Source organism: Sorangium aterium, from assembly GCF_028368935.1.
GTDB classification, from domain to species: Bacteria; Myxococcota_A; Polyangia; order Polyangiales; family Polyangiaceae; genus Sorangium; species Sorangium atrum.
The window spans coordinates 393,969-414,425 of sequence record NZ_JAQNDK010000005.1 but is presented as its reverse complement, the minus strand read 5'-3'; the positions used below and the strand labels follow the sequence as shown (position 1 = coordinate 414,425).

16 protein-coding genes are annotated in these 20,457 nt (G+C 71.3%); 7 read left to right on the top strand and 9 right to left on the bottom strand.

What is annotated here, in order from left to right; translation table 11 throughout:
- Nucleotides 1–325 precede the first annotated feature (325 nt).
- On the bottom strand, nt 326–1,012 hold the full coding sequence (locus POL72_RS39835; RefSeq protein ID WP_272102093.1) for a hypothetical protein: 687 nt from the start codon (nt 1,010–1,012) through the stop codon (nt 326–328).
- Between the two features lie 13 nt (nt 1,013–1,025).
- Here POL72_RS39835 and POL72_RS39830 point away from each other — a divergent pair, with 13 nt between their 5' ends.
- A complete protein-coding gene (locus POL72_RS39830; RefSeq protein WP_272102092.1) occupies nt 1,026–2,855 on the top strand; it encodes a cyclic nucleotide-binding domain-containing protein in 1,830 nt (609 codons plus the stop codon).
- A 79-nt stretch (nt 2,856–2,934) separates the two neighbouring features.
- On the opposite strand, the gene POL72_RS39825 is transcribed toward POL72_RS39830, so the two are convergent.
- From POL72_RS39825 to POL72_RS39810, 4 genes are all read right to left on the bottom strand, one after another.
- Nucleotides 2,935–3,654 carry a hypothetical protein gene (locus POL72_RS39825; protein ID WP_272102091.1) on the bottom strand — a complete coding sequence of 240 codons (720 nt, stop codon included), beginning with the start codon at nt 3,652–3,654 and terminating at the stop codon, nt 2,935–2,937.
- A gap of 108 nt (nt 3,655–3,762) precedes the next feature.
- Nucleotides 3,763–4,743, bottom strand: coding sequence for a hypothetical protein (locus tag POL72_RS39820; protein ID WP_272102090.1), 981 nt, complete (start codon nt 4,741–4,743; stop codon nt 3,763–3,765).
- Between the two features lie 19 nt (nt 4,744–4,762).
- Nucleotides 4,763–5,869 carry a M50 family metallopeptidase gene (locus tag POL72_RS39815; RefSeq protein ID WP_272102089.1) on the bottom strand — a complete coding sequence of 369 codons (1,107 nt, stop codon included), beginning with the start codon at nt 5,867–5,869 and terminating at the stop codon, nt 4,763–4,765.
- Between the two features lie 195 nt (nt 5,870–6,064).
- Nucleotides 6,065–6,631, bottom strand: a complete 567-nt coding sequence (locus POL72_RS39810) for a hypothetical protein (protein ID WP_272102088.1) — start codon at nt 6,629–6,631, stop codon at nt 6,065–6,067.
- Nucleotides 6,632–6,895: 264 nt separating this feature from the next.
- On the opposite strand from POL72_RS39810, the gene POL72_RS39805 reads away from it, so the two are divergent.
- On the top strand, nt 6,896–8,716 hold the full coding sequence (locus POL72_RS39805) for a right-handed parallel beta-helix repeat-containing protein (protein WP_272102087.1): 1,821 nt from the start codon (nt 6,896–6,898) through the stop codon (nt 8,714–8,716).
- Between the two features lie 259 nt (nt 8,717–8,975).
- Entirely contained in the window at nt 8,976–9,695 is a 720-nt protein-coding gene (locus POL72_RS39800) for a hypothetical protein (protein WP_272102086.1), read from the top strand.
- An 81-nt stretch (nt 9,696–9,776) separates the two neighbouring features.
- On the opposite strand, the gene POL72_RS39795 is transcribed toward POL72_RS39800, so the two are convergent.
- The gene (locus tag POL72_RS39795) at nt 9,777–11,390 is read right to left on the bottom strand and encodes a hypothetical protein (RefSeq protein ID WP_272102085.1); all 1,614 of its coding nucleotides are present in this window, start codon (nt 11,388–11,390) and stop codon (nt 9,777–9,779) included.
- Nucleotides 11,391–11,742: 352 nt separating this feature from the next.
- Between POL72_RS39795 and POL72_RS39790 the strand changes: the two genes are divergently transcribed.
- Nucleotides 11,743–12,879 carry an SUMF1/EgtB/PvdO family nonheme iron enzyme gene (locus POL72_RS39790; RefSeq protein ID WP_272102084.1) on the top strand — a complete coding sequence of 379 codons (1,137 nt, stop codon included), beginning with the start codon at nt 11,743–11,745 and terminating at the stop codon, nt 12,877–12,879.
- A 295-nt stretch (nt 12,880–13,174) separates the two neighbouring features.
- Entirely contained in the window at nt 13,175–14,212 is a 1,038-nt protein-coding gene (locus POL72_RS39785; RefSeq protein ID WP_272102083.1) for a M28 family peptidase, read from the top strand.
- Nucleotides 14,213–14,233: 21 nt separating this feature from the next.
- Here POL72_RS39785 and POL72_RS39780 read toward each other — a convergent pair whose 3' ends face one another.
- The 3 genes from POL72_RS39780 to gloB all read right to left on the bottom strand — a co-directional run bounded on the left by POL72_RS39780 (nt 14,234) and on the right by gloB (nt 17,778).
- The gene (locus POL72_RS39780; protein WP_272102082.1) at nt 14,234–15,178 is read right to left on the bottom strand and encodes an NAD(P)-binding domain-containing protein; all 945 of its coding nucleotides are present in this window, start codon (nt 15,176–15,178) and stop codon (nt 14,234–14,236) included.
- A complete protein-coding gene (locus POL72_RS39775; RefSeq protein WP_272102081.1) occupies nt 15,175–16,956 on the bottom strand; it encodes a 1-acyl-sn-glycerol-3-phosphate acyltransferase in 1,782 nt (593 codons plus the stop codon). The genes POL72_RS39780 and POL72_RS39775 overlap by 4 nt, the downstream gene beginning before the upstream one ends.
- Nucleotides 16,957–17,022: 66 nt before the next feature.
- Nucleotides 17,023–17,778: a hydroxyacylglutathione hydrolase gene (gloB, locus tag POL72_RS39770; RefSeq protein WP_272102080.1), complete on the bottom strand. Its 756-nt coding sequence runs from the start codon at nt 17,776–17,778 to the stop codon at nt 17,023–17,025.
- A 195-nt stretch (nt 17,779–17,973) separates the two neighbouring features.
- Between gloB and POL72_RS39765 the strand changes: the two genes are divergently transcribed.
- On the top strand, nt 17,974–18,978 hold the full coding sequence (locus POL72_RS39765; RefSeq protein ID WP_272102079.1) for a hypothetical protein: 1,005 nt from the start codon (nt 17,974–17,976) through the stop codon (nt 18,976–18,978).
- A gap of 83 nt (nt 18,979–19,061) precedes the next feature.
- Nucleotides 19,062–20,246 carry a bifunctional methionine sulfoxide reductase B/A protein gene (locus POL72_RS39760; RefSeq protein WP_308738139.1) on the top strand — a complete coding sequence of 395 codons (1,185 nt, stop codon included), beginning with the start codon at nt 19,062–19,064 and terminating at the stop codon, nt 20,244–20,246.
- Nucleotides 20,247–20,457 lie beyond the last annotated feature (211 nt).

The following is a 20,457-nucleotide window of genomic DNA, read 5'->3' as shown; positions in this document are numbered from 1 at the left end:
CAGCGCTTCCGGCGGTACCGCCACCTGCTCCACCGCTGCCGAGCCTCATCGCGGAGCCGCGACCGCCGCCAGCGCCGGGAGGCGTCGCGCCCGCGTCGCGCCCGCCGTCGTTCAGACCTCCGCCAGCGCCGCATCCGGCGTCCCTCGGACTTCCGCCACCGCCGCACCCGCCGTCGTTCGGGCCTCCACCAGCGCCGCACCCGCCGTCGTTCGGGCCTCCGCCCGCATCGCACCCGCCGTCGTTCGGGTCTCCACCCGCATCGCACCCGCCGCCTTTTGCGCCCCCGCGCCCGCAGCCTGCGGCAGCACCGCATCCGCCGTCTTTTCAACCTCCGCGCCCGCAACCTCCGCCTCCATCCGCCGTGCCGGCGCCCGCTGCGCCGTCAGCTGGCGTGCTTGCACCCCCGCAGGTGCTCCCCCCGCCGGTGTCGCCGCCGTCCTTCGCGCCGTCGCAGCCGCCGATCAGCACGCCGCCACACCCGCAGGCTCTGCCTCCCCCGACGCCGCCGCCGCCCACGCTGGCCTCCGCCATACCGCCGCCCAGCGCGCTGCCGCCGCCCGGCGCGCTGCCGCCGCCCGGCGCGCTGCCGCCGCCCAGCGCGCTGCCGCCGCCCAGCGCGCTGCCGCCGCCCGGCGCACCTCCGGCGCCAGCCACGCGTCCACCGTCGCTCTCGGCCACCACCACGCCGCATCCGGCGCCCCTCGCGCCTCCGCCTCTCACGCCTCCGCCCCCCGCGGCGCCGCCGCTGGCGTCGTCGATGCCGGTCGCGCCGCCTGCTGCGCCTCCCGATGCGCCCTCGGGGGTCGCCACGCGACCGCCATCACCTGCTGTGCCGCCGCTCGCCGCGCCGTCGCCGGCGTCCGTCCCGCCGCCCGCGGCGCCCGCTGCGCCATCGTCGCCGGTATCCGCCGCACCTCTGGCCGCAGCGGCCTCGCTCACGACATCGGCGTCGCACCAGGCCCCGAGCCCGCCAGCCCCCGCCGACGAGCACGCGCCCAGCGACGACGACATCGGCGAGATCGTCGTGGAGGCTCAGGCCCCGACGCCCACCCCGGCCCGCACAGGCACGGCCGCGCCCGCACAGGGAGCGATCAGCTCCAAACGCAGGCCGCGCGAACCGATCCTCGATCCCTGGTCCGAGGACGCGGAGCCAGCCGCGCCGCCGCGGCCTCCCCAGGAGATCATCACGTCGAACGGCGACACGTACCTCGTGGCCCGCAGGCATCCCTCGACGCCACAGCCGGGCGACGAAGAGGAAGACGAGGTCATCACCTCGGCAGCGCCGCTCGATCTGACGCTCAAGCGGAAGCCGATCTCCGCGCGACCTCCGGCGCCCCCGACGCCAGCGGCGGCGCGCATCCGCCCGGCGACGCCCACCGGAAACGAACCCCCAGGACACCTCGGGGCCTCGGCCGACAGCGTTCCAGCAAAGGGCACCGCAAATTCCGCGAGCGACGACGCAAAGCTCGAGCCCCCTGCGAGCACAGACGCGTCGCCCGCGGAGTCGACGATCGAGGGGACGGTCGTCATCGAGCTCTCCGACAGCGACCTCGAAGCGCCGATGTCATCCCGGCTCGCCAGCCTTCCGCCTCCGCCACTGGCAGCGGAGCCGGATGACGACCTGCAGACGACGGCCACCCCGTCCCGCACCGAGCCCGCGTCCAGCAGCGCCGAGGTCCAGGCGCCGCGCCCGCGCGCGCTCGATGAAGCCTCGGGCGAGCCCGCGCCGGAACCCGTGGAAGAGCTGCTCGACGACGCGGACCTCGCGCTCGACGAGGAGCCCCCGGCCCAGGCGCCCACCGCCGCGCCGCGGCCTGCGCCCGCCGCCGACGCCCGCGCGCCGGCCTCGGTCGACGCCCTCCCCGATCTCGCCGAGGCGCCGCTCGTCGATGTGCCCGCGGTCGAGCGGCGGCGGTCGGCCGCAGGCGAGAGCGCCGACCTCGCCGCGATGGCGCTCGGCGCGCCGCCCAGCGCGCCGCCGGAGACGGAGGCGAGCGCGGCGCTCGACCTCGCCCCGGAGCTCGCGCCGGATCTGCCGCGACCCGGCGCGGCCAGCGCCGCGCCAGCCGCCGCCGGTGCCGGGGCCCTCACCGGCCGCGACCTGGAGCAGATCGAGGCGTTCGCGGATCTGCCCGAGGAGATGCACGACGAGCTCGCGCTCGCAGCGCGCGTGGAAGACCTCTCGTCCGACGAGGAGCTCGCCGTCGACGGGGCGGCGTTGGTCCTGCGCGGGGACGCCGCCGTGTGCGCGAACATCGTCGATATCCCCGCCGAGCGCGCCGCGACGAGGACGCTCGTGCCGTCCCGAGGGACGCTCGAGGAAGGCGTCCCGCTGCGCGTCGTCGCCGGCGCGGACGGCGCGCGGGTGGCGATCTGGGACCAGGCGACCATCGATCACGCGCTCCGCAGCTGCCCGTGGGTGCTCGACGAGCTGCGCACCGTCGCAGACCGGATCCAGTCGCTCGCAGGCGCCACGATGGGGCCGCTGGGCGAGCTCGAAGACACGCTGCTGCGCCGCGTCCTCGGCCAGCTCCGGCTGCGCGGCCTGGCGCCCGGCGAGCACTTCATCCATGCCGGCAACCCCATCCCCGGGCTCGTGATCATCGGCGCAGGCGCGCTGGAGCTGGTCGCGGAGCGATCGCAGACGATCGCCGGCACAGCGAGGCCCGGCGAGCTCCTGTTCGCCTCGGAGCTGCTCGGAGGCCAGCCGGCGCCGTCGATCGCTCGCGCCGCAGGGGGCGGCGCGCTCGTGCTCATCGCCGACCACCCCACGCTGCGCGAGCTGTTCGAGAGCACGCCCGAGCTGCTCTCCATCCTGGCGCAGTCCGTCTCGATGAACGCTCAGCGCGGCTGAGGCGGCGCGCGGAGCGAAAGCCGCGCGGGGCTCGGCTGGCTCCGCGCGTCGGCGAGCGCTGGCGGGATGGCGCGCGGCGCTAGAGCTGGCCGCCCTTCGGCCGCGGCGGCCGCGCGGCCCCCTGCTCCAGCTCGGCGGGATCGATGGGCTCCGCTTCCTCGTTGATCTGCCAGACGAGCTCGCTGTTGCCCTGCGCTCCGGCGAAGCGGAGCCCGAACCACCTCGCGCTCGGCGAGATCGTCGGCTTGCCGTCCGCGGTCGCGCGCGGGAAGCGGATGCGGAACGCCTGGCGCCACACCGTGTTGTACGGGAAGTAGGTCCGCTCGAGCGCGTTCGGCTTGGCGATCGCGACGATCTCCTCGGGCGCCGTCTCGTTCCCGGTGTCGTCGATCAGCCGCACGATCCACGCGCTGTTCGGCGTCGAGAGGTCGTTGTATTTGCGCTCGCCCCCGAAGATCGCGACGAAGAACTGATGGCGCTGGCGCGTCTCCTCGAGCGTCTTCTCGAGCAGCTTCTGCCGCTGCTCGATCGTGAGCCGGTAGTCCTGCGCGTAGCGGACCACGTAGGCCCAGCGGAAGTCCCACGACTCGAACGTCGCGGTGGCGGTGAGGAAGTTGTCGAGCTCGGAGAGCGCGAACAGGTGCTCCGTGCGCGTCCAGCTGCGCAGCACGTTCTCGTAGTCCGTCGCGACGTACTCGCGGGGCCCCTCGTTCAGGCTCACGAGCTGGGTGGAGCAGCCGGCCGAGCCGAGGAGCGCCGCGAGAACCAGACCGCGCCGGAGCCATGCTGCGTTGACCACGCGGCCAGGGTACCGAGCGCCCGCGCTGGATGCACGCACACTCGAAGCCGAGCCCGCGCCTTCGGCGCCTTCGGCCAGAGGCGCGCCCGGCGAGCGCGCCCGCCGCGCTCACGGGGGCGCCCGTGGAGCGCCTGTCGGGAAGGTGAACCCGACGCTGAACCGCGCGGCGTAGTACGAGGCGACGTCGCCGCGCAGCGGGGTCGTGACCGGCAAGAGCACGCTCAGCGCCGGCTGCACGTTCGACAGGATGAAGCGGACGCTCGGCGAGACCGCGAACGTCGCGCGCCGGTCGTCCGGCAGGTCCTGGGTCAGCTGGTAGACCTCCCACAGCTCCAGCCCCACCCCGACAGGCCGCGCGAGCCGGTAGCCGAAGTAGAACGCCGTGTGCGCCGAGATGTCGGTGCGGCGCTCCCCGGACCGCAGGCCGCGCACGACCAGCGACCAGTCGAGGCCCTGCCTGAGCTGGAAGATGAACGGCCCGGTGATGTGCCGCATGTCGAACCAGGGGCGGAACGTGAGCGTGAGCTCCCGGAAGCGCGTCTCGTCCCACGGCCGCACCACGCGCGCCGTCCGGAGCACCTCGGCCTGGTCGCGCGAGACGTCGCGCGGAACCGGGAGCACGAGGCCGAAGCCTCCGCCGGAGGCGAGCCCGCGCACGCTCGACCAGACGCCGCGCCCGTACAGCTCGGGGCTCCCGAGCAGGATCGACCGCTCGACCCCCGGGACGCTCGCCGCGGCGCTGTCATGCACCGCGCCGACGAACCACTTGCGCGGGACGAGCGGCACCTCCATCTCGCCGTGCGAGTACCAGGCGAAGGCGAGCTTGCCGCCCGCCCGGCTCGCCGCGTCCGGCTCGATCACGGCCGCCGTGTACTCGAAGGTGAAGGTCGGATCGCGCAGCGTGAGCCCGGGGAGCGTCGGGGGCGCGGGGACGTCGAAGACGGCCTCGTCTTCCTCGTCGGACCACGCGCCTGGACCGGGCGACGCGGCCTCCGCTGCGCTCGCCACGGAGAGCAGGCCGAGCCACGCCGCCGCGCGGGCGAGGCGCCTGAGCGACGCCGGGACCCGCGCGGGCGGCCTCGATGCCACGGGGTGCGCTGGCTCGACGCTACTTCGACCCGAGGCCGAAGTCGTTCGCCGTGACGTAGAGCATCAGCCCGATCAGCATGAACACGCCGACCAGATGGATATGCGCCTCGATGCGGGCGTTCGGCCGGCGCCGCGTGGCGGCCTCGTAGAACAGGAACATCAGCCGGCCGCCGTCCAGCGCCGGGAACGGGATCAGGTTGAAGGCGCCGAGGTAGGCCGAGAGCAGACCGAGGAACTCGAGCCCCTCGGCCCACCCGCGCTTGGCCGCGTGCGCGGTCTCCTCGATCATCCGCTTCGGACCGCCGAGCTCGCCGTCGACCTTGCCCGTGAGGTACTGGCCCAGACCGACGACCAGGCTCTGCACGACCTTCGGCGGCTTCGTCACGGCGAGGACCACCGCCTCCTTGGCGGTCACCGGCGCTGACTGGACCGGCCCGATGGCCATCACGCCGATCTTGCCCGCGCCGCCCTCGTTCGCCGGCGTGACCTTGGCCTGGACGCGCTCGCCGGCGCGCTCCACGACGACGTCGAGCGGCCGGCCCGGGCTACGGGAGATGATCTCGGCCATCTTTTCCCAGTCCTGGACCGGGGTTCCATCGATCTCGACGATGCGGTCGCCGTCCTTGAGGTTGGCCGCCGCGGCCGGCATGCCGGCGACCACGCCGATGTCGGTCAAGCGGTAGGGCTTGCCGCCCGTCATCAGGCTCGCGAAGAAGAGCACCGACGCGAACAGGTAATTGGCGAGCGGACCGGCGAAGATCGCGGCGATCCGGCCCATCAGGCTCGCGTTCGCGTAGCTGCCCTTGTCCTCAGGATCGACCTCCTCGAGGGGGTTCATCCCCGCGATCTGCACGTACGCGAGGAAGGGGATCATGGCGACCTGGAACACGGTGGGGCCGTGCTTCACCGGGTCGTGGCGAAAGAGCCGCACGCGGACCTTGTCCGCGGCGGTCGTGAACCAGTAGTACCCGTCCTTCGGGACAACCTTGAAGAAGGTGGGGCCGAAGCCGATCGAGAACTTCAAGACGCGCATGCCGTAAGCGCGCGCGGCGAGGAAGTGCCCTCCCTCGTGGACCACCATCAGCAGGGCGAGACCGAGGATGCCTACGAAATACCAGCCGACCATCTCCGGCTAGTCTAACCAGGGCGGGCCCCTTCCGCACGCGCCCGATGTCCGCGCCGTACGCCCGCCCCGGCGAGATGCCGCCCGCGGCGGAGGCCGCGCGCTCCCACCGGCCCTGGTGTGCCGGGAGAGCGCGACAGCAGGGCAGCGCCCGGTGCGGCTCAGCCCGCCAGAGGGCCAGCGCCAGCGGGGTGCGGCTCAGCCGACGAAGAACGAGACGCCGACGCTGAAGAAGGGATACCCGATCCGCATCGTGAGCGACATGCTGTCGTTGAAGTGGTAGCGGCCGCCGACCATGCCGACGAAGTCGAACCACACGTCGCGGTAAAATCCGTCGGTCCGGAGGGTAGCGCCGAGATCGGCGAACGCGCTCCACTGATCGTTGAAGAAGAAGTTCCACTGCATGGTGACCGGGCTCCAGATGGTGAAGTCGCGGCGGCAGTACCTGCAGTCGGTGAAATCCAGCCCGAACGAGATGGCGACAGTGTTGTTGAGCTTGGGGATGAACGCGGGATCGGCGAGCTCGATGCTCGCCCTGAAGCCGAGGCCGAACTCGGGGTCGCCGAAGTCGTTGTAGCGCCCGGGCCCGTACCGCCGCAGGCCGTAGTCGCGGTGCAAGAAGACGAGGTCTCCGTGCGGCTCGAGCTCGGCGAAGTAGCGGGGGTGATCGTTCGGATTCTTGATGTTCGCCTGCGCTTCGGGCGCGAGCGTGAGGAGGGTGGCGCCGGCAAGAGCGACGCTCACGAGCGAGGGCAGCGCTTTCATGAGCTCTTCGTACCAAAGGAAGGGCAGCGACGGAAGCAAACGGGCACGTGTCGGCCGCATGACGGCCGCCGCTGGAAGGCGATGTCGCACCTGGCTCGGCGCGCGGCGCGGGCCGAGCGCGCGCGGGCCGAGCGCGCGCGGGCCCTGGCCGAGGCGCGCCCTCGTCTGGCTGAAGCGCGCGCTTTGGGGTAAGCCGGGGTAGCCAGGGCCGAGCGCCGCGCGCGCGGCGCACCTCGGAGGGGCCGCCTTCCCCGGAGCGTCGAGATGAGAGGATCGACAAGCGTCATCCAGCTGGCCCGTGGCTGCGCGCGCATCGGCGGCGGGCTCGTCGCGGTCGCCACGCTCGCGTGCAGCGGGACGATCCAGGTCGCGGGGCCGCCGCCCGAGGAGGCGGCGCCCCCGCCGGCGCAGGCGAAGAAGCCGCCCGCGCCAGCGAAGGCCCCCGAGGCGCCAGAGCAGCCGACGCCCGCGGCGGTCGAGCCGTTCGTGATCACGCGGGACTCCGACGAGTGGGTGCGTCAGACGATGAAAGTGCAGGCGCGGTACGAGCGCGTCCTCGTCGTCGGCGCGCCGGCCCCCGCCGAGATCCGCGTGGCCGCGCTCGATCTGAACGCGCGGGGCGCTGCGGCCGAGCCAGGTGAGCTCCCTGTCACGCGCGCGTTCGCCACGCTCCAGGAGGCGGCGGACGCGGCGCGCGGCGGCGATCTCATCGCCGTGTTGCCCGGGACGTACGCGGGGTTCTCGATTGGCGACAAGCCGAGCGCCGGTCAGGAGTCGTACATCCATTTCAAGGCGATGGGGAGCCCGGGCGAGGTCGTGATCGACCGGGGGTGCGCCGCCGACCCGAACTGGATGATTTACCTGAAGGCAGCGCACCACGTCGTGATCGAGGGCTTCCGCCTCGCTGGCAGCAGCGCGCCTGGCGGGCAGAGCGCGGCTGAGCCGAAGGCGGGGATCATGATCGACGGCGCCTTCGGCGAGACCAGCAGGCTCGCGCACCACATCGCAATCGTCGGCAACCTCGCCCATCACCATCGGATGTGGGGGGTTCACTCCACCGACAGCCACACGGTGCTCCTGCAGAATAACCTGTTCGCCTTCTCGGCGGGCGAGCACGGCGCCTACATATCCGACGGATCGGACGACTATGTGGTTCGTCGCAACGTGTTCTTCGGCAACAACGCGAGCGGGCTCCAGGCGAACCTCGATCCGGAGGCCTCTCTCGACGCGGTGCTGGAGCACCCGTCGTTCCGGGATCATCCGCGCAAGGAGCCGACCCGCGCCTGGGCCGCGGAGCTGATGAAGCGCGCGACGGAGCGGTTCGGCGAGCACGGGTTCCCGGATGGCCGCGGCGTGAACTTCATCATCGAGCAGAACGTCATCAACGGCAACGGGCGCAGCGGCGGCGGGGCGATCAACCTCGCAGGCGTGTCGGACTCGGTCATCCAGAACAACCTCATCTATGGCAACCTCGCCAGCGGGATCGCGCAGTGGGACAACGCGAACCCGTTCGACCGCGCCTATGTGGAGCCCGGCCCGCGCGCTCCGGAGCAGGTGACCGGGCCTGACGCGCTGCCGCTCTGGGGCTGCCGCAACAACCTGATCCGCAACAACACCGTGGTGCTGAGCGCGAGGGCCCGGCCCGCGCTCCAGTGCGGCAACGGGAGCTGGGGTTGCCGCCTGCGGAACAACATCCTCGTGAGCGACGCCTCGCCGTCGATCGAGGTGCTGAGCACGAGCATCTACCGGTTCGACGCCGGCCACAACGTGGTGACCCAGGTGAGCTACGGCGGCATGCCGGAGGGGCTGAAGCGCCTCGCGGCCGCGCTTCCGGAGACGAGGGCGATCACGGGCATCACGCGCGCGCGGTTCGCGACGGAGGTGGTGCGCGCGAGCGAGGAGCCGTGGGTGATCCTCGACGGGGGCTGGTGGAAGCTCAACCCGAACCGCCCGGATTTCAGGCCGAAGCGGTCGTCGAAGATGCTGATCGGGCAGGGCGATGCGCGCGAGGTGCCGGCGCGGGATCTGCTCGGCGTGGAGCGCAGCGGCGCGGAGCTCGGGGCCCTGTCGCCAGGGCCGGGCTGAGGGGAGGCGGCGGCGAGGGATCGTCGAGCACGGCGTGGCGAGCGGGGGGGCGCGCCGGGCGCGGCCGTAGCGCGGAGGGCGACGTCGGGGCCGGCTTCGGGCAGGCGACGTCGCGGCCGGGAGCTGGTCGCGGGGATGCGCGCGCCTGGGCATGGGTTCCTCGGCGAAAAATCTTGCCGGGGGAATGAAGCAGGCGAACGATCCCGCGCCGTTGGGGCAATTACGTGGAACACCCGCGGCGTGCCCAAGGAGAACGGCGATGCGCAGCAGGACTTCTTCTTTGGTGTTCGTATTCTGTCTCGCGGCGGGCGCCGCGTTCGCAGCGTGCTCGGGCGAGACGACGGAGAACCCTGGCGGCGACGGGGGGAGCGGAGCGAGCGGCAGCGCGGGAACGACGAGCAGCACGACAGGGGCGAGCACGACGGGGGCGAGCACCGGCTCGACGACGGCGGCGTCGAGCGGAGCTGGCGGGGACGGCGGAGGCGGCAGCGACGGCGGCGCCACCGTGTGCGATCAGGCCTGCGACAAGGCAGACGAATGCGGCTTTCCCGTGTGCGACGCCCTTCCTTTCGACTGCGCAGATCCCGCAGCGGAGTGCGGCGCGCAGTGCGTGGTCGACGCGACGTGTGAGCAGCTCCAGTCGCTGGAGGGGGACACCGTCGATCCGGAGCTCGCCGGCTGCCTGAGCGCGTGCCAGGGTGGTGAAGGGGGCAGTGCCGTGGAGTGCCTGAGCTGTTCGACGCGAAACGGCTGCATGGATGCCTGCGGAGACGACTCTGCATGTCAGCTCTGGCTCCTGTGTGCGCTGGGGTGCATGAGAGACGACCCTCGCCCCGAGTGCTTCAGAAGCTGCGATGCGGCTGCCGAAGCCGGCCCGGGCGGTGAGGGCGTCGAGGCTCTCTACCGTGCTGTCTATGAGTGTACCTGCACGAGCTGCGCGGACACGTGCGAAACCATCGCAGACCCATGCAGCCCGTGAGTTGAAAGCCTCACCAACGCACAGATCGAACGCCACTCGCCGCCTGCGGCCGCCAGGCACCTGGCAATGATCTCGGGCGCCTCACGGGCTGAAACTTGCGACGAAGACATCCCCATCGCCCTGCGGGGTCATCACCCCGGCACCGAAATCAATCCTTCCCTCCGCAGCGCCGGCAATTAGTAGCTCACCACGGCCGCTGAGCACGCTCGCCATCGCGCTCACGCCGCCCTCCCCCACCAGACCGAAGGTCCTGGTCCAGAGAGGCTCACCTTCGGGCCCGACCTTCACGAGCACTAGATCTCGCTCGGATTTCGCGCGAAGCAGCTTGTCTCCCAACTCCACACTTTCGACCAAGCCGCCAACGATCAACACGTCACTCGCGGACTCGGCCAAGAGCCCCTCAACACTCAGGGCCGCATCAAAGGCCCGGCCCCACTCGTAAACATTCGACGTCGTATATTTCAGCAAGGCGTTCGCACGATCATTCGCGACGATCTCTCCACCGCCAAAATCAACCATCCCTTGGAACCCTACCGCGATAGCCGGACCCCCCAGCCTATCTAAAGCGATGGACCACAGCGCCTCGTCGTCGACGCCTCCCACAACCCTCGCCCAGCTCACGAGGCCACGGCTCGTGAGCTTCACCAGGAACACATCCGTGCCACCGGCGGACGTGTAGGAGAGGTCACCCAGAACCAGCTCGTTATAAAAGGTCCCCGCGAGGATGATATTACCAGCGGCGTCGACTATCACATCTTGGGCGATCTGTGCATTCTCACCACCCCAAACCCGAACCCAACCGCTCTCATCGTCGACTGAACCATCAGAAGACCGCAACCTGGCAACAAACATTTCTTCCCGATCGGCCTCGTTGGAAAGAACGTGATCATCGTCGAATCGGATTGTCCCGCAGAAGTTGCCCACGAGCACAATGTCCCCATCTGGAAGAAATTTCATTCCCGCCATGGTGCTCGGCACGATTCCGCACATCTTTCCGCCCAGCGGCTTCCGCCACAGCAACCGCCCATCCGGGTCGTACTTATGCAATACCATGTTCATCGAGCTCAGGTCATCCTCGAGCTCCAAGCTCACGGCAAAGGTATCACCCTGCGGATTGACCGCGAACGAGTACAATGTCTCACTTTTGACATCGCCAACCTGTCGACTCCAGACGTACTCTCCCGAAGCAGAGAACTTGACCAGGAACGCGTCTCTGTCTCGGGCAGCGATGAGCACATCCTCTCCGAACGACATCGCTCCCTCGAAGTTGCCGCCAACATAAATGTTGTCCGCCGAGTCTACTGCGACGGCACTCACCATCTCCTCCTCGGCCCCGCCGATGAACCTCGCCCATCCGACGCAGTCCTTCCCGTCGCAGTCCTCGTCGTCCGTGCTCGCGCACGTCTCGGCCGCCGGCGTCACCTCGCCCTTGCATGCCTCATACCCGGAGCCATCTCGCTTGCACGCCTGCGTCCCAGCCTGGCAGATCCCGACGTCCTTCGTCCCGTCGGGGCCGGAGTAACACTTGGCCACGCTCTCGGGCTCGCACGTGGAGCCTCCGCCTGTCCCCGTCAGCGTCGTGTCGTCCGCGGGTGCGGCGTCCTCGAAGTCGTCGAGGCCGAGCACCAGCCCGCAACCGGATGCGGTCATGATGCCGACACCTGCGAGGCATCGGAGCGATGTGAGCATTCTCATGCGCGCCATCGTAGTGCGAGAAGCGCGGGGCGTCAGCCTGAGCCCTTCTCTCGGACCGTTGCATCGAGACGAGACCACCGCTCCGTCGATCGAGCGCGACAGGCCTTGATTTCGAGGCCTCGCTCCTCCCCTCAGCGTGACCTCACTTACCAGGACGCGAGCCCACGGGAGCGGCACGCCAGCGCTGGCGGGTGAGGAGGAAGGGCATAGCGCAATCCCACGCAGCCGCGCGCGGGGCGCGTGTACACTCCGCCTCGTGCCGTCTGCGCCGTACCGCGATCGCCTCCGGGCTCGCCTGTCGAAAAGATCCTCGTTGCCCCGACGCCGTGCGTCACGCCCTGCAGGTTCAGCCTTGCTCGCCGCGCTGGTAGGGCTCACGGCGTGCTCCGTTCCGAACGACGGCGGCGCCAGCCCGGCGAAGAAAGCGGCGGACTCCACCAGCGAAACCCACATGACGCCCGCCGCCGAGGGGACGGCTCCCGCCGCGGCTTCCGCGCTCACGGCGCCAGCGTCTGCCGGCGGCGCGCACGCCGGCACAGCCATCCTGGGCGGCTCGGGCCCCGGTGCCACGCTGGCCGCGGGCAGCCCGAGCGCCGCCTCCGCAGAGCCGCACCCGCTCGGCTCGGCCAACGCCGCTCCCGCCACCAGCGCCCTCCCCGCAGAGGCGCGCCCGCTCGGCTCGACCGGCGCCCTGCCGCCCGTCCATCCCGCGCCGGCCCCCGGCCCCTGCCCCGCCGACATGGCCCTCGTCAATGGCTTCTGCATCGATCGATATGAGGCGCACCTGGTCACCGATGCCGGCGGGGAGCTCGCCGTCCACCCGCACTTCAAGCGCCCCGAGCCGGGCGTCCGGTACCTCGCTCGCAGCGCGGCCGGCGTCTTTCCGCAGGCGTACATCAGCCGCGTCGAGGCCAAGGCCGCCTGCGTCGCCGCCGGCAAGCGCCTCTGCACGCGGCGGGAATGGCTGCGCGCCTGCCGCGGCAACGGCGCCCACCGCTACCCCTACGGCCCACGCGGCGAGCGCGGGCGGTGCAACACAGGCAAACTTCACCTCCTGAGGGAGGTCTTCGGCGAGCACCCGCCGGGCGGGTGGAGCTACGAGCGGCACTTCAACAGCCCCGACCTCGACCAGAAGCCAGGGTTCCTGGCAAGGAGCGGCGAGCACGCCGGCTGCGCCAGCGAGCTCGGCGTCCACGACATGATCGGGAATCTGCACGAGTGGGTCGGCGACATGGTCGATGGCGAGCTCGTGATCCGGATGAGCACCGAAGGCGTCGAGCGCCGCGACCAGCCCTGGCACGAGGGCAACGGCGTGTTCATGGGCGGCTTCTTCAGCACGACCAGCGAGCTCGGCCCCGGTTGCTACTTCACCACCATCGCCCACGAGCCGACCTATCACGACTACTCCACCGGATTCCGCTGCTGCGACAGCGTCGACCCGCCCGCCGCCCCGGGGGCGACCGACGCGAGCCAGCGAGACGGCGGCTGACAGCGCGGCCGGCCGCGACGCTCGGCTCGGCGCCGAGGCCCCCGGCGCCCATGGGCACCGGCGCCGAGGCCCCCGGCGCCCATGGGCACCGGCGCCCACGGGCACCGGCGAGCTCGCCCGCGGCGCGATCCCCTCGCCCGCAGCGCCATCCCAGCAACGCCGCGCCCCGAGACAGCTGCGGCGCGCTCATCGCGGGCCGCAGTCTCTCATTGCGCGCAGCCGTCTCCGAGGATCGCCCGTCGATTCCTGCCCGCGCCAGGAACAGAGCACGTCCGCCAGATGTCCTGCCCTCTCGATGACCACGAGCGCAGCGACGACCCTGGAGGACGCTCGCGCGATCACAGCGCTTCGCCCTCGCTACGGCCGTTGGGCCGCAGCCGCCGCGACGCTGCTCCTCTCCAGCCTCGCGGCCATCGGAGCCTTCGTCAGCCAGCCCCTCGTGGCGGCGCTCCCGCCGCCCGCTCCGGCGCTCTCCGCGGACCCCGCTCGCATGGAGCGCGACGTCCGGATGCTCGTGGAGGAGTTCCGCCCGCGAGGCTACCGGCAAATCGAGCAGCTGGACCGCGCCGCGGCGTACCTCCGCGACGAGCTCAGCGCCGCCGGAGGACGCGTGACCGAGCAGCTCTACGATGTCGAGGGACAGACGTACCGCAACGTGCTCGCCCGGTTCGGCCCGGACTCGTCGGCGCGCGTCGTGGTCGGCGCCCACTACGACGCGGCGAACGACTTGCCCGGCGCCGACGACAACGCGAGCGGCGTGGCAGGGCTGCTCGAGCTGGGGCGAATGCTCGGCCGGGCGCCCCTCCGAGGCGACGTCGAGCTCGTAGCGTTCACGCTGGAGGAGCCGCCCTATTTCCGGTCCGAGCACATGGGAAGCGCCCACCACGCGGATGCGATGCAAGCAGCAGGCGTGAAGGTCCGGGCGATGATCAGCCTGGAGATGATCGGGTATTTCACCGACGAGGAGGGTAGTCAGGCGTTCCCGCTGGCGCCGCTCTCCATGCTCTATCCCACGAAGGGGAACTTCGTGGCCGTGGTCGGCAACCTGGAAGGGCTCTCGCTCGTTCGCACCATCAAGGGGGCGATGCGCGGCGCGACCGATCTGCCCGCCTATTCCCTGAGCGCTCCGGGGCTCGTTCAGGGCGTGGACTGGTCCGACCACCGGAGCTACTGGGAAGCAGGCTACCCAGCGGTCATGATCACGGACACGGCGTTTCTGCGCAACCGGCGTTACCACACCGACAAGGACACGCCGGATACGCTCGATTACGCACGCGCTGCAAAGGTCGTCACCGGCGTGGCCCAGGCCGTCCTCGCGCTCGCGAACGAGTGAGCGATCTCCGGTCACCGCGCCTCACGCCGCGAACATCCGATCGAGCACCGCCCTCGGCGCGCCGCCCTTCAGCGTCGTCTCGAGCGCCTCGAACACCCCCGCATCCACCCTCCGCGCCTTCGCGAACGCCACGACGCGCGGGATCAGCGGGATCGCCTCCACCCGCAGCCTGGCCTCCGCGACCGCCTCGTCGAGCGTCCTCCCACGCGCGAGCGCCTTGCCGAGCACCACCTCGGGGCGGCCCTCGAGCCGGATCGAGGCGAGCAGGTCGCCGTAGCCGCCGAGCCCCAGCATCGTCCGCTCCTCCGCGCCCGCCGCGGCGGCAATGCGGGCCGCGCTGTCGACCGCCCTCGAGATGAGCGCGGCGAGCAACCCGGGCCCCGCGCCCGCCTGCTCGGCGAAGCCCACGCCGATGGCAAGGCAGCCGACCAGCGCCGACGCCCACTCCAGGCCCTGGAGATCCGGCGTCGTGTAGACGTGGAGCGCGTCCGACTGGAACGCCGCGGTCACCGCGGCGTGGACCTCCGGGAAGCGCGAGCCGCACACCATCGCCGAGGGGCGGCCCTCCCGGAGCTCGTCCTCCTGCACAGGGCCGCCCAGCGCGCCCACCCGGCGCGCCGGCGTCTCCTCGCGCACCAGGTCCGAGACGGTCTTCAGCGCCTCGCCCTCGAGGCCGCGCACGCCGTGGATCACGAGGTGCGAGCCGTCCATGTGATCGCCGAGCGCGCGCAGCGCCGTCCGCGCCGCGTTCGACGGCACCGCGATCACGAGCAGCCGCGCCCGGGCGACCTCCGCGTGGTCGCGCACGATCCGCGGGCCGCCCCTGAGCTGCGGCTGCTCGCGGCGGGAGTAGAGGAGGACCTCCGCCCCGGTGCGGCTCGCCGCGAGCGCCAGCGCCACGCCCCAGAAACCGCCGCCGATGACCCCCACCGAAGGCGCCGGAAGCGCGCTCCCCGGGGCGCTCACTGGCCACCCCCGGCGCCGTTCATCGAGCCCACGTGCGCGTCCGCCTCGCCCGCGCGAGACGAAGCAGACGAGGACGACGAGGCCGAGCCCCGCGGCTCCTCCAGGGGCGGCGGCGACGAGGCGGGCTCGAGCGGCGGGAGCGGCGGCTGGACCTGCAGGCCGGAAGGGACGCCGGGCGGCGCGATGACGTCCCACGCCACCCCGTGGGCGGCGAGGCGGTTCTGGTAGTAGAAGAGCAGGTTGGTGTCGCAGAGCGCGATGCCGTCGGGCCGCGAGTCGAGCACCGGCGACGAGTGGTAGCCCGCGAAGGCGCGCATCGCGCGCTCGACGATGTCCCCGCCCGAGCCGAGCCGGACGTCCTCCCCCAGCACGATGCACCCCCGCTGCTCGAGCGCGCGCAGCCGATCGCAGAGGGCCACCACGTCGGCCGCGAGGTCGTCGCGCGGCACCGTGATCACGTCGCGCTGCCGGAGCACCGTGAAGAGATCCGCGGCGGGCGCCTGGCTGCGGAGCCGGGCGAAGCTCGCCGCCGCGACGACGTGCGTCGCCATCACGACCGTGTCGCGCGCGTACGCCCGGCAGATCTCCTCGCCGAGCTCGCGCGCGTACTGGGCGTCGCGCGCCGCGTCGATGACCGCCTTGCCGGCCAGATCCTTCACGTAGCTCGCCGGATCGACCTCGCGACCGCGGGCGTCGAACGAGCGGCCGAGCTCGTCGACCCGGTTGCCGAACGGATCGAGCGGCTCGGAGAAGCGGATGACCACCGCCGCGTTCATCGCGAGGAGCTTGCGCAGGAACGAGGCGATCCGGCCGATGCGACTCGACTCGTCATCCTCGATGATGAAGCGGCCCTTGCCGGCCTCGGAGAGGAAATCGGCGATCAGCGTCTCGGCCTCGAGCGTGATGAGGTAGTTGATCGTGGCCGGGACGAAGAAGACGCGGCGCTCGCGGCCGCTCTGCAGCGTCCGCGTGTAGGCCTCGAACGCGCTGCCTACAAGGCCCAGCTTGAGCTTCCGCTCCACGCCGCCCGAGCGAGACCGCGTGCCCCCCGGGAAGAACAGCGAGTGGTAGCCGCGCTCCAGGAGCACGCCCGAGTACGTCTTCAGCACGTCCTTGTAGAGGTTGTGCCGGATGCGCCGGTCGACGCGGTAGGCGCCGAGGTTGTGCATGAAGAACGAGAGGACCGGGTTCGTGAACAGGTTCTTGCCGGCGCCGTACGTGGCGGGCGGCAGGCCGGCGCGCTCGAGGGCGTAGCCGAACACGATCGAGTCCATGTTCGACAGGTGGGTCGGGACGTAGACGGCCGTGCCGCGCTGCACGAGCGAGCGGAGCTTCGCGAGCGGGCCCTCCACGAGCACCCGGTCGGCCAGGAGCTCGAGGCTGACGAGCTTGAGCGGGTCGCGGACCACCGTCATGAGCTTGCGGGGCGCGAGCAGGGCGCTGACGACCGGCGGCAGGAGCCGCGACGACAGCTGGTAGACACGCCGGTCGAAGTTCCCGGCGATGTCCCACGCGTACTCCTCCGAGAGCTCCCGCAGGCGGCGGCGGCGCTCGCCGTCGTGCATGCGGCCGAGCGAGCGGGCGAGCCGCTGCCACTCGGCGAGCTCGCGGATGTCCTGCGGCTTCCGGGACCCCTCGAGCCGCTTCGCCTCCTGATACGCCGCCTCGTTCATGGCGAGCAGCGGATCCCTCGTGGAGCCGACGACCCGGTCGACCACGGTGCGCACGATCTCGTCGCGCGCGTCGTTGAACCCGAAGATGGGAGCGCGGGAGTCCATGGGCCTAGTCGTATAGAAATCGGACGGCGGGCGCGAGCGGAATACGGCCGCGCGCGACGTCGAAAGTCAGCGGTAATCGTCCTTCGCGCGACGCACGGCGGCGAACACGTCGGACGGCGTGGCCCCCGGGAAGCGCGCCTGCAAACGCGGCTCGCCGCAGCGCAGGAACGGGTTCGTCGCGAGCTCGTCGGCCATCGTGCTCCCGACCGTGGGCTCGCCGCGCTCCCGCGCCGCACGGGCAGCCGCGAGCTTCTTGCGGACAGCCTCGTTCTCGGGCTCGACCGTCTCGGCGAAACGAAGGTTGTTCACTGTGTACTCATGACCGCAGAAGACGCGCGTGTGCGCCGGGAGCGCGGCGAGCTTGGAGAGCGAGGCGTGCATGACCTCCGGCGTCCCCTCGAACATGCGGCCACATCCGGCGATGAAGAGGGTGTCTCCGGTGAACACAACGTCCTCGACGCAATACGAGACGGCGCCGAGCGTGTGGCCGGGGACGTGCAACGGCTGGAGCGTGAGGCCGGCGACCTGGACCGGCGTGCCCTCCTCGACCCGCTCCGTCTGCGCGGGGACGCGCCCGACGTCGCTCGAGTGCGCATAGACCGGGAGGTCGCCGTAGCGCTCGCGGAGCGCCTCGTTGCCGCCGACGTGATCGTGGTGGTGGTGCGTGTTGACGATGGCGACCAGACTGAGCTTCTCGCGCTCGAGCGCCGAGATGATCGGCTGGGCCTCCGAGGGATCGATGACGATCGCCTCGCGCCGCCCGTCCGCGGCCACGAGGTACGCGTAGTTGTCGCTGAGGCAGGGCACGGGGAGGATGCGCATGAGGCGTCGACTATAGCGGCGCCCCCGGCGGGAGCCGGGGAAAAGGTGCGCGCGGCGCGGTGGATCGCGCATGAGCTCGAGAAAGTTTGAGAATTTTGGGACCGAACCGGCAAGTGGTCCCGAGCGGGACGGCGGGTGGCCTGACGGAGATCCGCGCGGTGACGCGGGCGTCATGGTGTGGCAGAGGGGCCGTGCATGACGTCCGCCGAGCCCTCCGTCCGCTACCGTATCGGCGTCGATGAGAACGGGCTGGGCCCGCGGCTCGGTCCGATGGTGGTGACGGCGGTCCTCACGCGCGTCACGGAGGCGGGCTGGCACGTCGCCGGCCGCGCCCCTCGCGGTGCGCTCGCCCAGCGGCTCGGCGACTCGAAGCAGCTCGTTGCGCACGGGGATGTCTCGCTCGGCGAGGCCTGGGCTCGCGCGCTGGTCGCGCGCGGATGCGGCCGCGCGGGGATGGTCAGCGGCGCGTCATCTGTGGATGAGCTGCTCCACGCCGTCGCGCTCGACGATCGCCCCGCGCTCCGCGCGCTCTGCCCTGGCCACGTCGAGGAGCAGTGCTGGTCGGCGGAGGGCGAGGCGTTCACCGCGCCCGACGAGCTGCTCGGCGCGGTCGGTAAGGACCTCGACAAGCTGTCGGGGAAGGGGGTCGAGGTCGTCGCCGTGCGCTCGGTGCTGCTCTGCGCGAAGCGGATGAACGACGGGGCGCGCGCCGGGAAGAACAGGTTCGTGCTCGATCTCCACGCGATGGAGCGCCTCGTCCTGGAGCTCCGCGGCCTCGCCGGCGCGGAGGTGTTCGCGGTGTGCGGCAAGGTCGGCGGCTTCGGCAAGTACGGCTCCGCGTTCGGCCCGCTCGCGGGGAGGATGCACGCCGTGCTCGAGGAGAGCCGCGCCCGAAGCGCCTACCGCTTCCCCGGCCTCGGCGAGATCGCGTTCGTCCGCGATAGCGACGCCTCGGATCTTTGCGTCGCGATGGCGTCGATGGTGGGCAAGTACGTCCGCGAGGCGCTCATGGAGCGGGTCGCGCGCCACTACCAGCGCGCGGTCCCGGGCCTGCACGGGGCGAGCGGCTACTACGATCCGGTCACGTCGGCCTTCATCGGGGCGACCCGCCTCGTCCGCCGCGCGCGCGAGATCCCTGCCGAATGCTTCGAGCGGGGCGCCGCCGAGAGCGACGCCTCGCTCGAGAGCGGCGGCCCGTAGCGCCGAGGCCGGCGCCGCGCGAGGCTGCGCGGGCCGTGCTCGCCGGGCGAAACCAGCGGCGCCGCGGGGCGTAGGAGGGTTAGGTGCGCTACCCTCGACAGGCCAGGTGGATGATGAAACGGCTCCGCGCTGCTGGTCTTCTCTTCGCGCTCGTCCTCATCGCGTGCGCCGCCGTGTTCGCGTGCTTTCGCGCCGGCGATGCAGGGAGGGCGAGCAAGGTGATTCCGGGGTCCAAGGAGGCTGTGACGATGTCGGACAGAAGCTATCGCAAACCGTCGGATGAGGAGCTGCGCAAGCAGCTCACGCCGCTCGCATACGAGGTCACCCAGCGCGACGCGACCGAACCGCCGTTCCGCAACGCCTTCTGGGACAACCACGAGGCGGGCCTCTACGTGGATGTCGCGAGCGGCGAGCCGCTCTTCTCGTCGCTCGACAAGTTCGACTCGGGCACCGGCTGGCCGAGCTTCACGCGCCCCGTCGAGCCGGAGCGGGTCGTGGAGCGCTCGGACAGGGGCCACGGGATGGTCCGAACGGAGGTTCGCTCCAAGGCCGGCAACTCGCACCTCGGGCACGTCTTCGAGGACGGGCCCGCGCCCGAAGGGCTGCGCTACTGCATCAACTCCGCGTCCCTCCGTTTCATCCCGCTGGCTCGCCTCGAGGCGGAGGGTTACGGCGCCTATCGGGCGCTGTTCGAGGGCCGCGGCGGCGCGCCTAGGGAGCAAGCGAGCGCGAACGCCTGCGCCGTCCCGGCGCCGGGCGAGGCGCCTGGGTGCCAGACGACGCTGGAGACGGCCGTCCTGGCGGGCGGCTGCTTCTGGGGGATGGAAGAGCTCCTCCGGCAGATCCCCGGTGTCCTCGAGACGGAGGTCGGTTATGCCGGCGGCCGGACGAAGGCGCCGACCTATGAAGACGTGAAGACCGGATCGACGGGCCACGCCGAGTCGGTGCGCATCGTCTTCGATCCCGCGAAGCTGTCCTATGCCGAGCTGCTCGAGAAGTGGTTCTTCCGCATGCACGATCCGACGACGCGGAACCGCCAGGGCAACGACGTCGGGACGCAGTACCGCTCAGCGATCTTCGTCACGACGCCCGAGCAGCGCCGCATCGCCGAGGAGGTGAAGGCGCGCGTCGACAAGAGCGGCAAGTGGCGCGCTCCGCTCGTCACCGAGATCGTGGAGGCCGGCCCGTTCACGCGCGCCGAGGAGTACCACCAGAAGTACCTGGAGAAGTACCCGGCCGGGTATACGTGCCATTTCATGCGCGACTGACGTAGACCGCCATCACGTCAAGAAGCCGCGAAAATCGAAGGGCGGCGGGAAGGCTGAGAACTCCACGCCTCCCGGAACTCTCTGCTGGTTTCGAGCGCTCCGGTGCTCGAAACCGGTTTCCGCCCACCTCTGCTTAAGTGCAGAGCAGAGCGGCGGTCTCCCGCACAGGAGACGGGCCCAGATCGGCGTTTTCGGCGCGCAAGCGCACTCC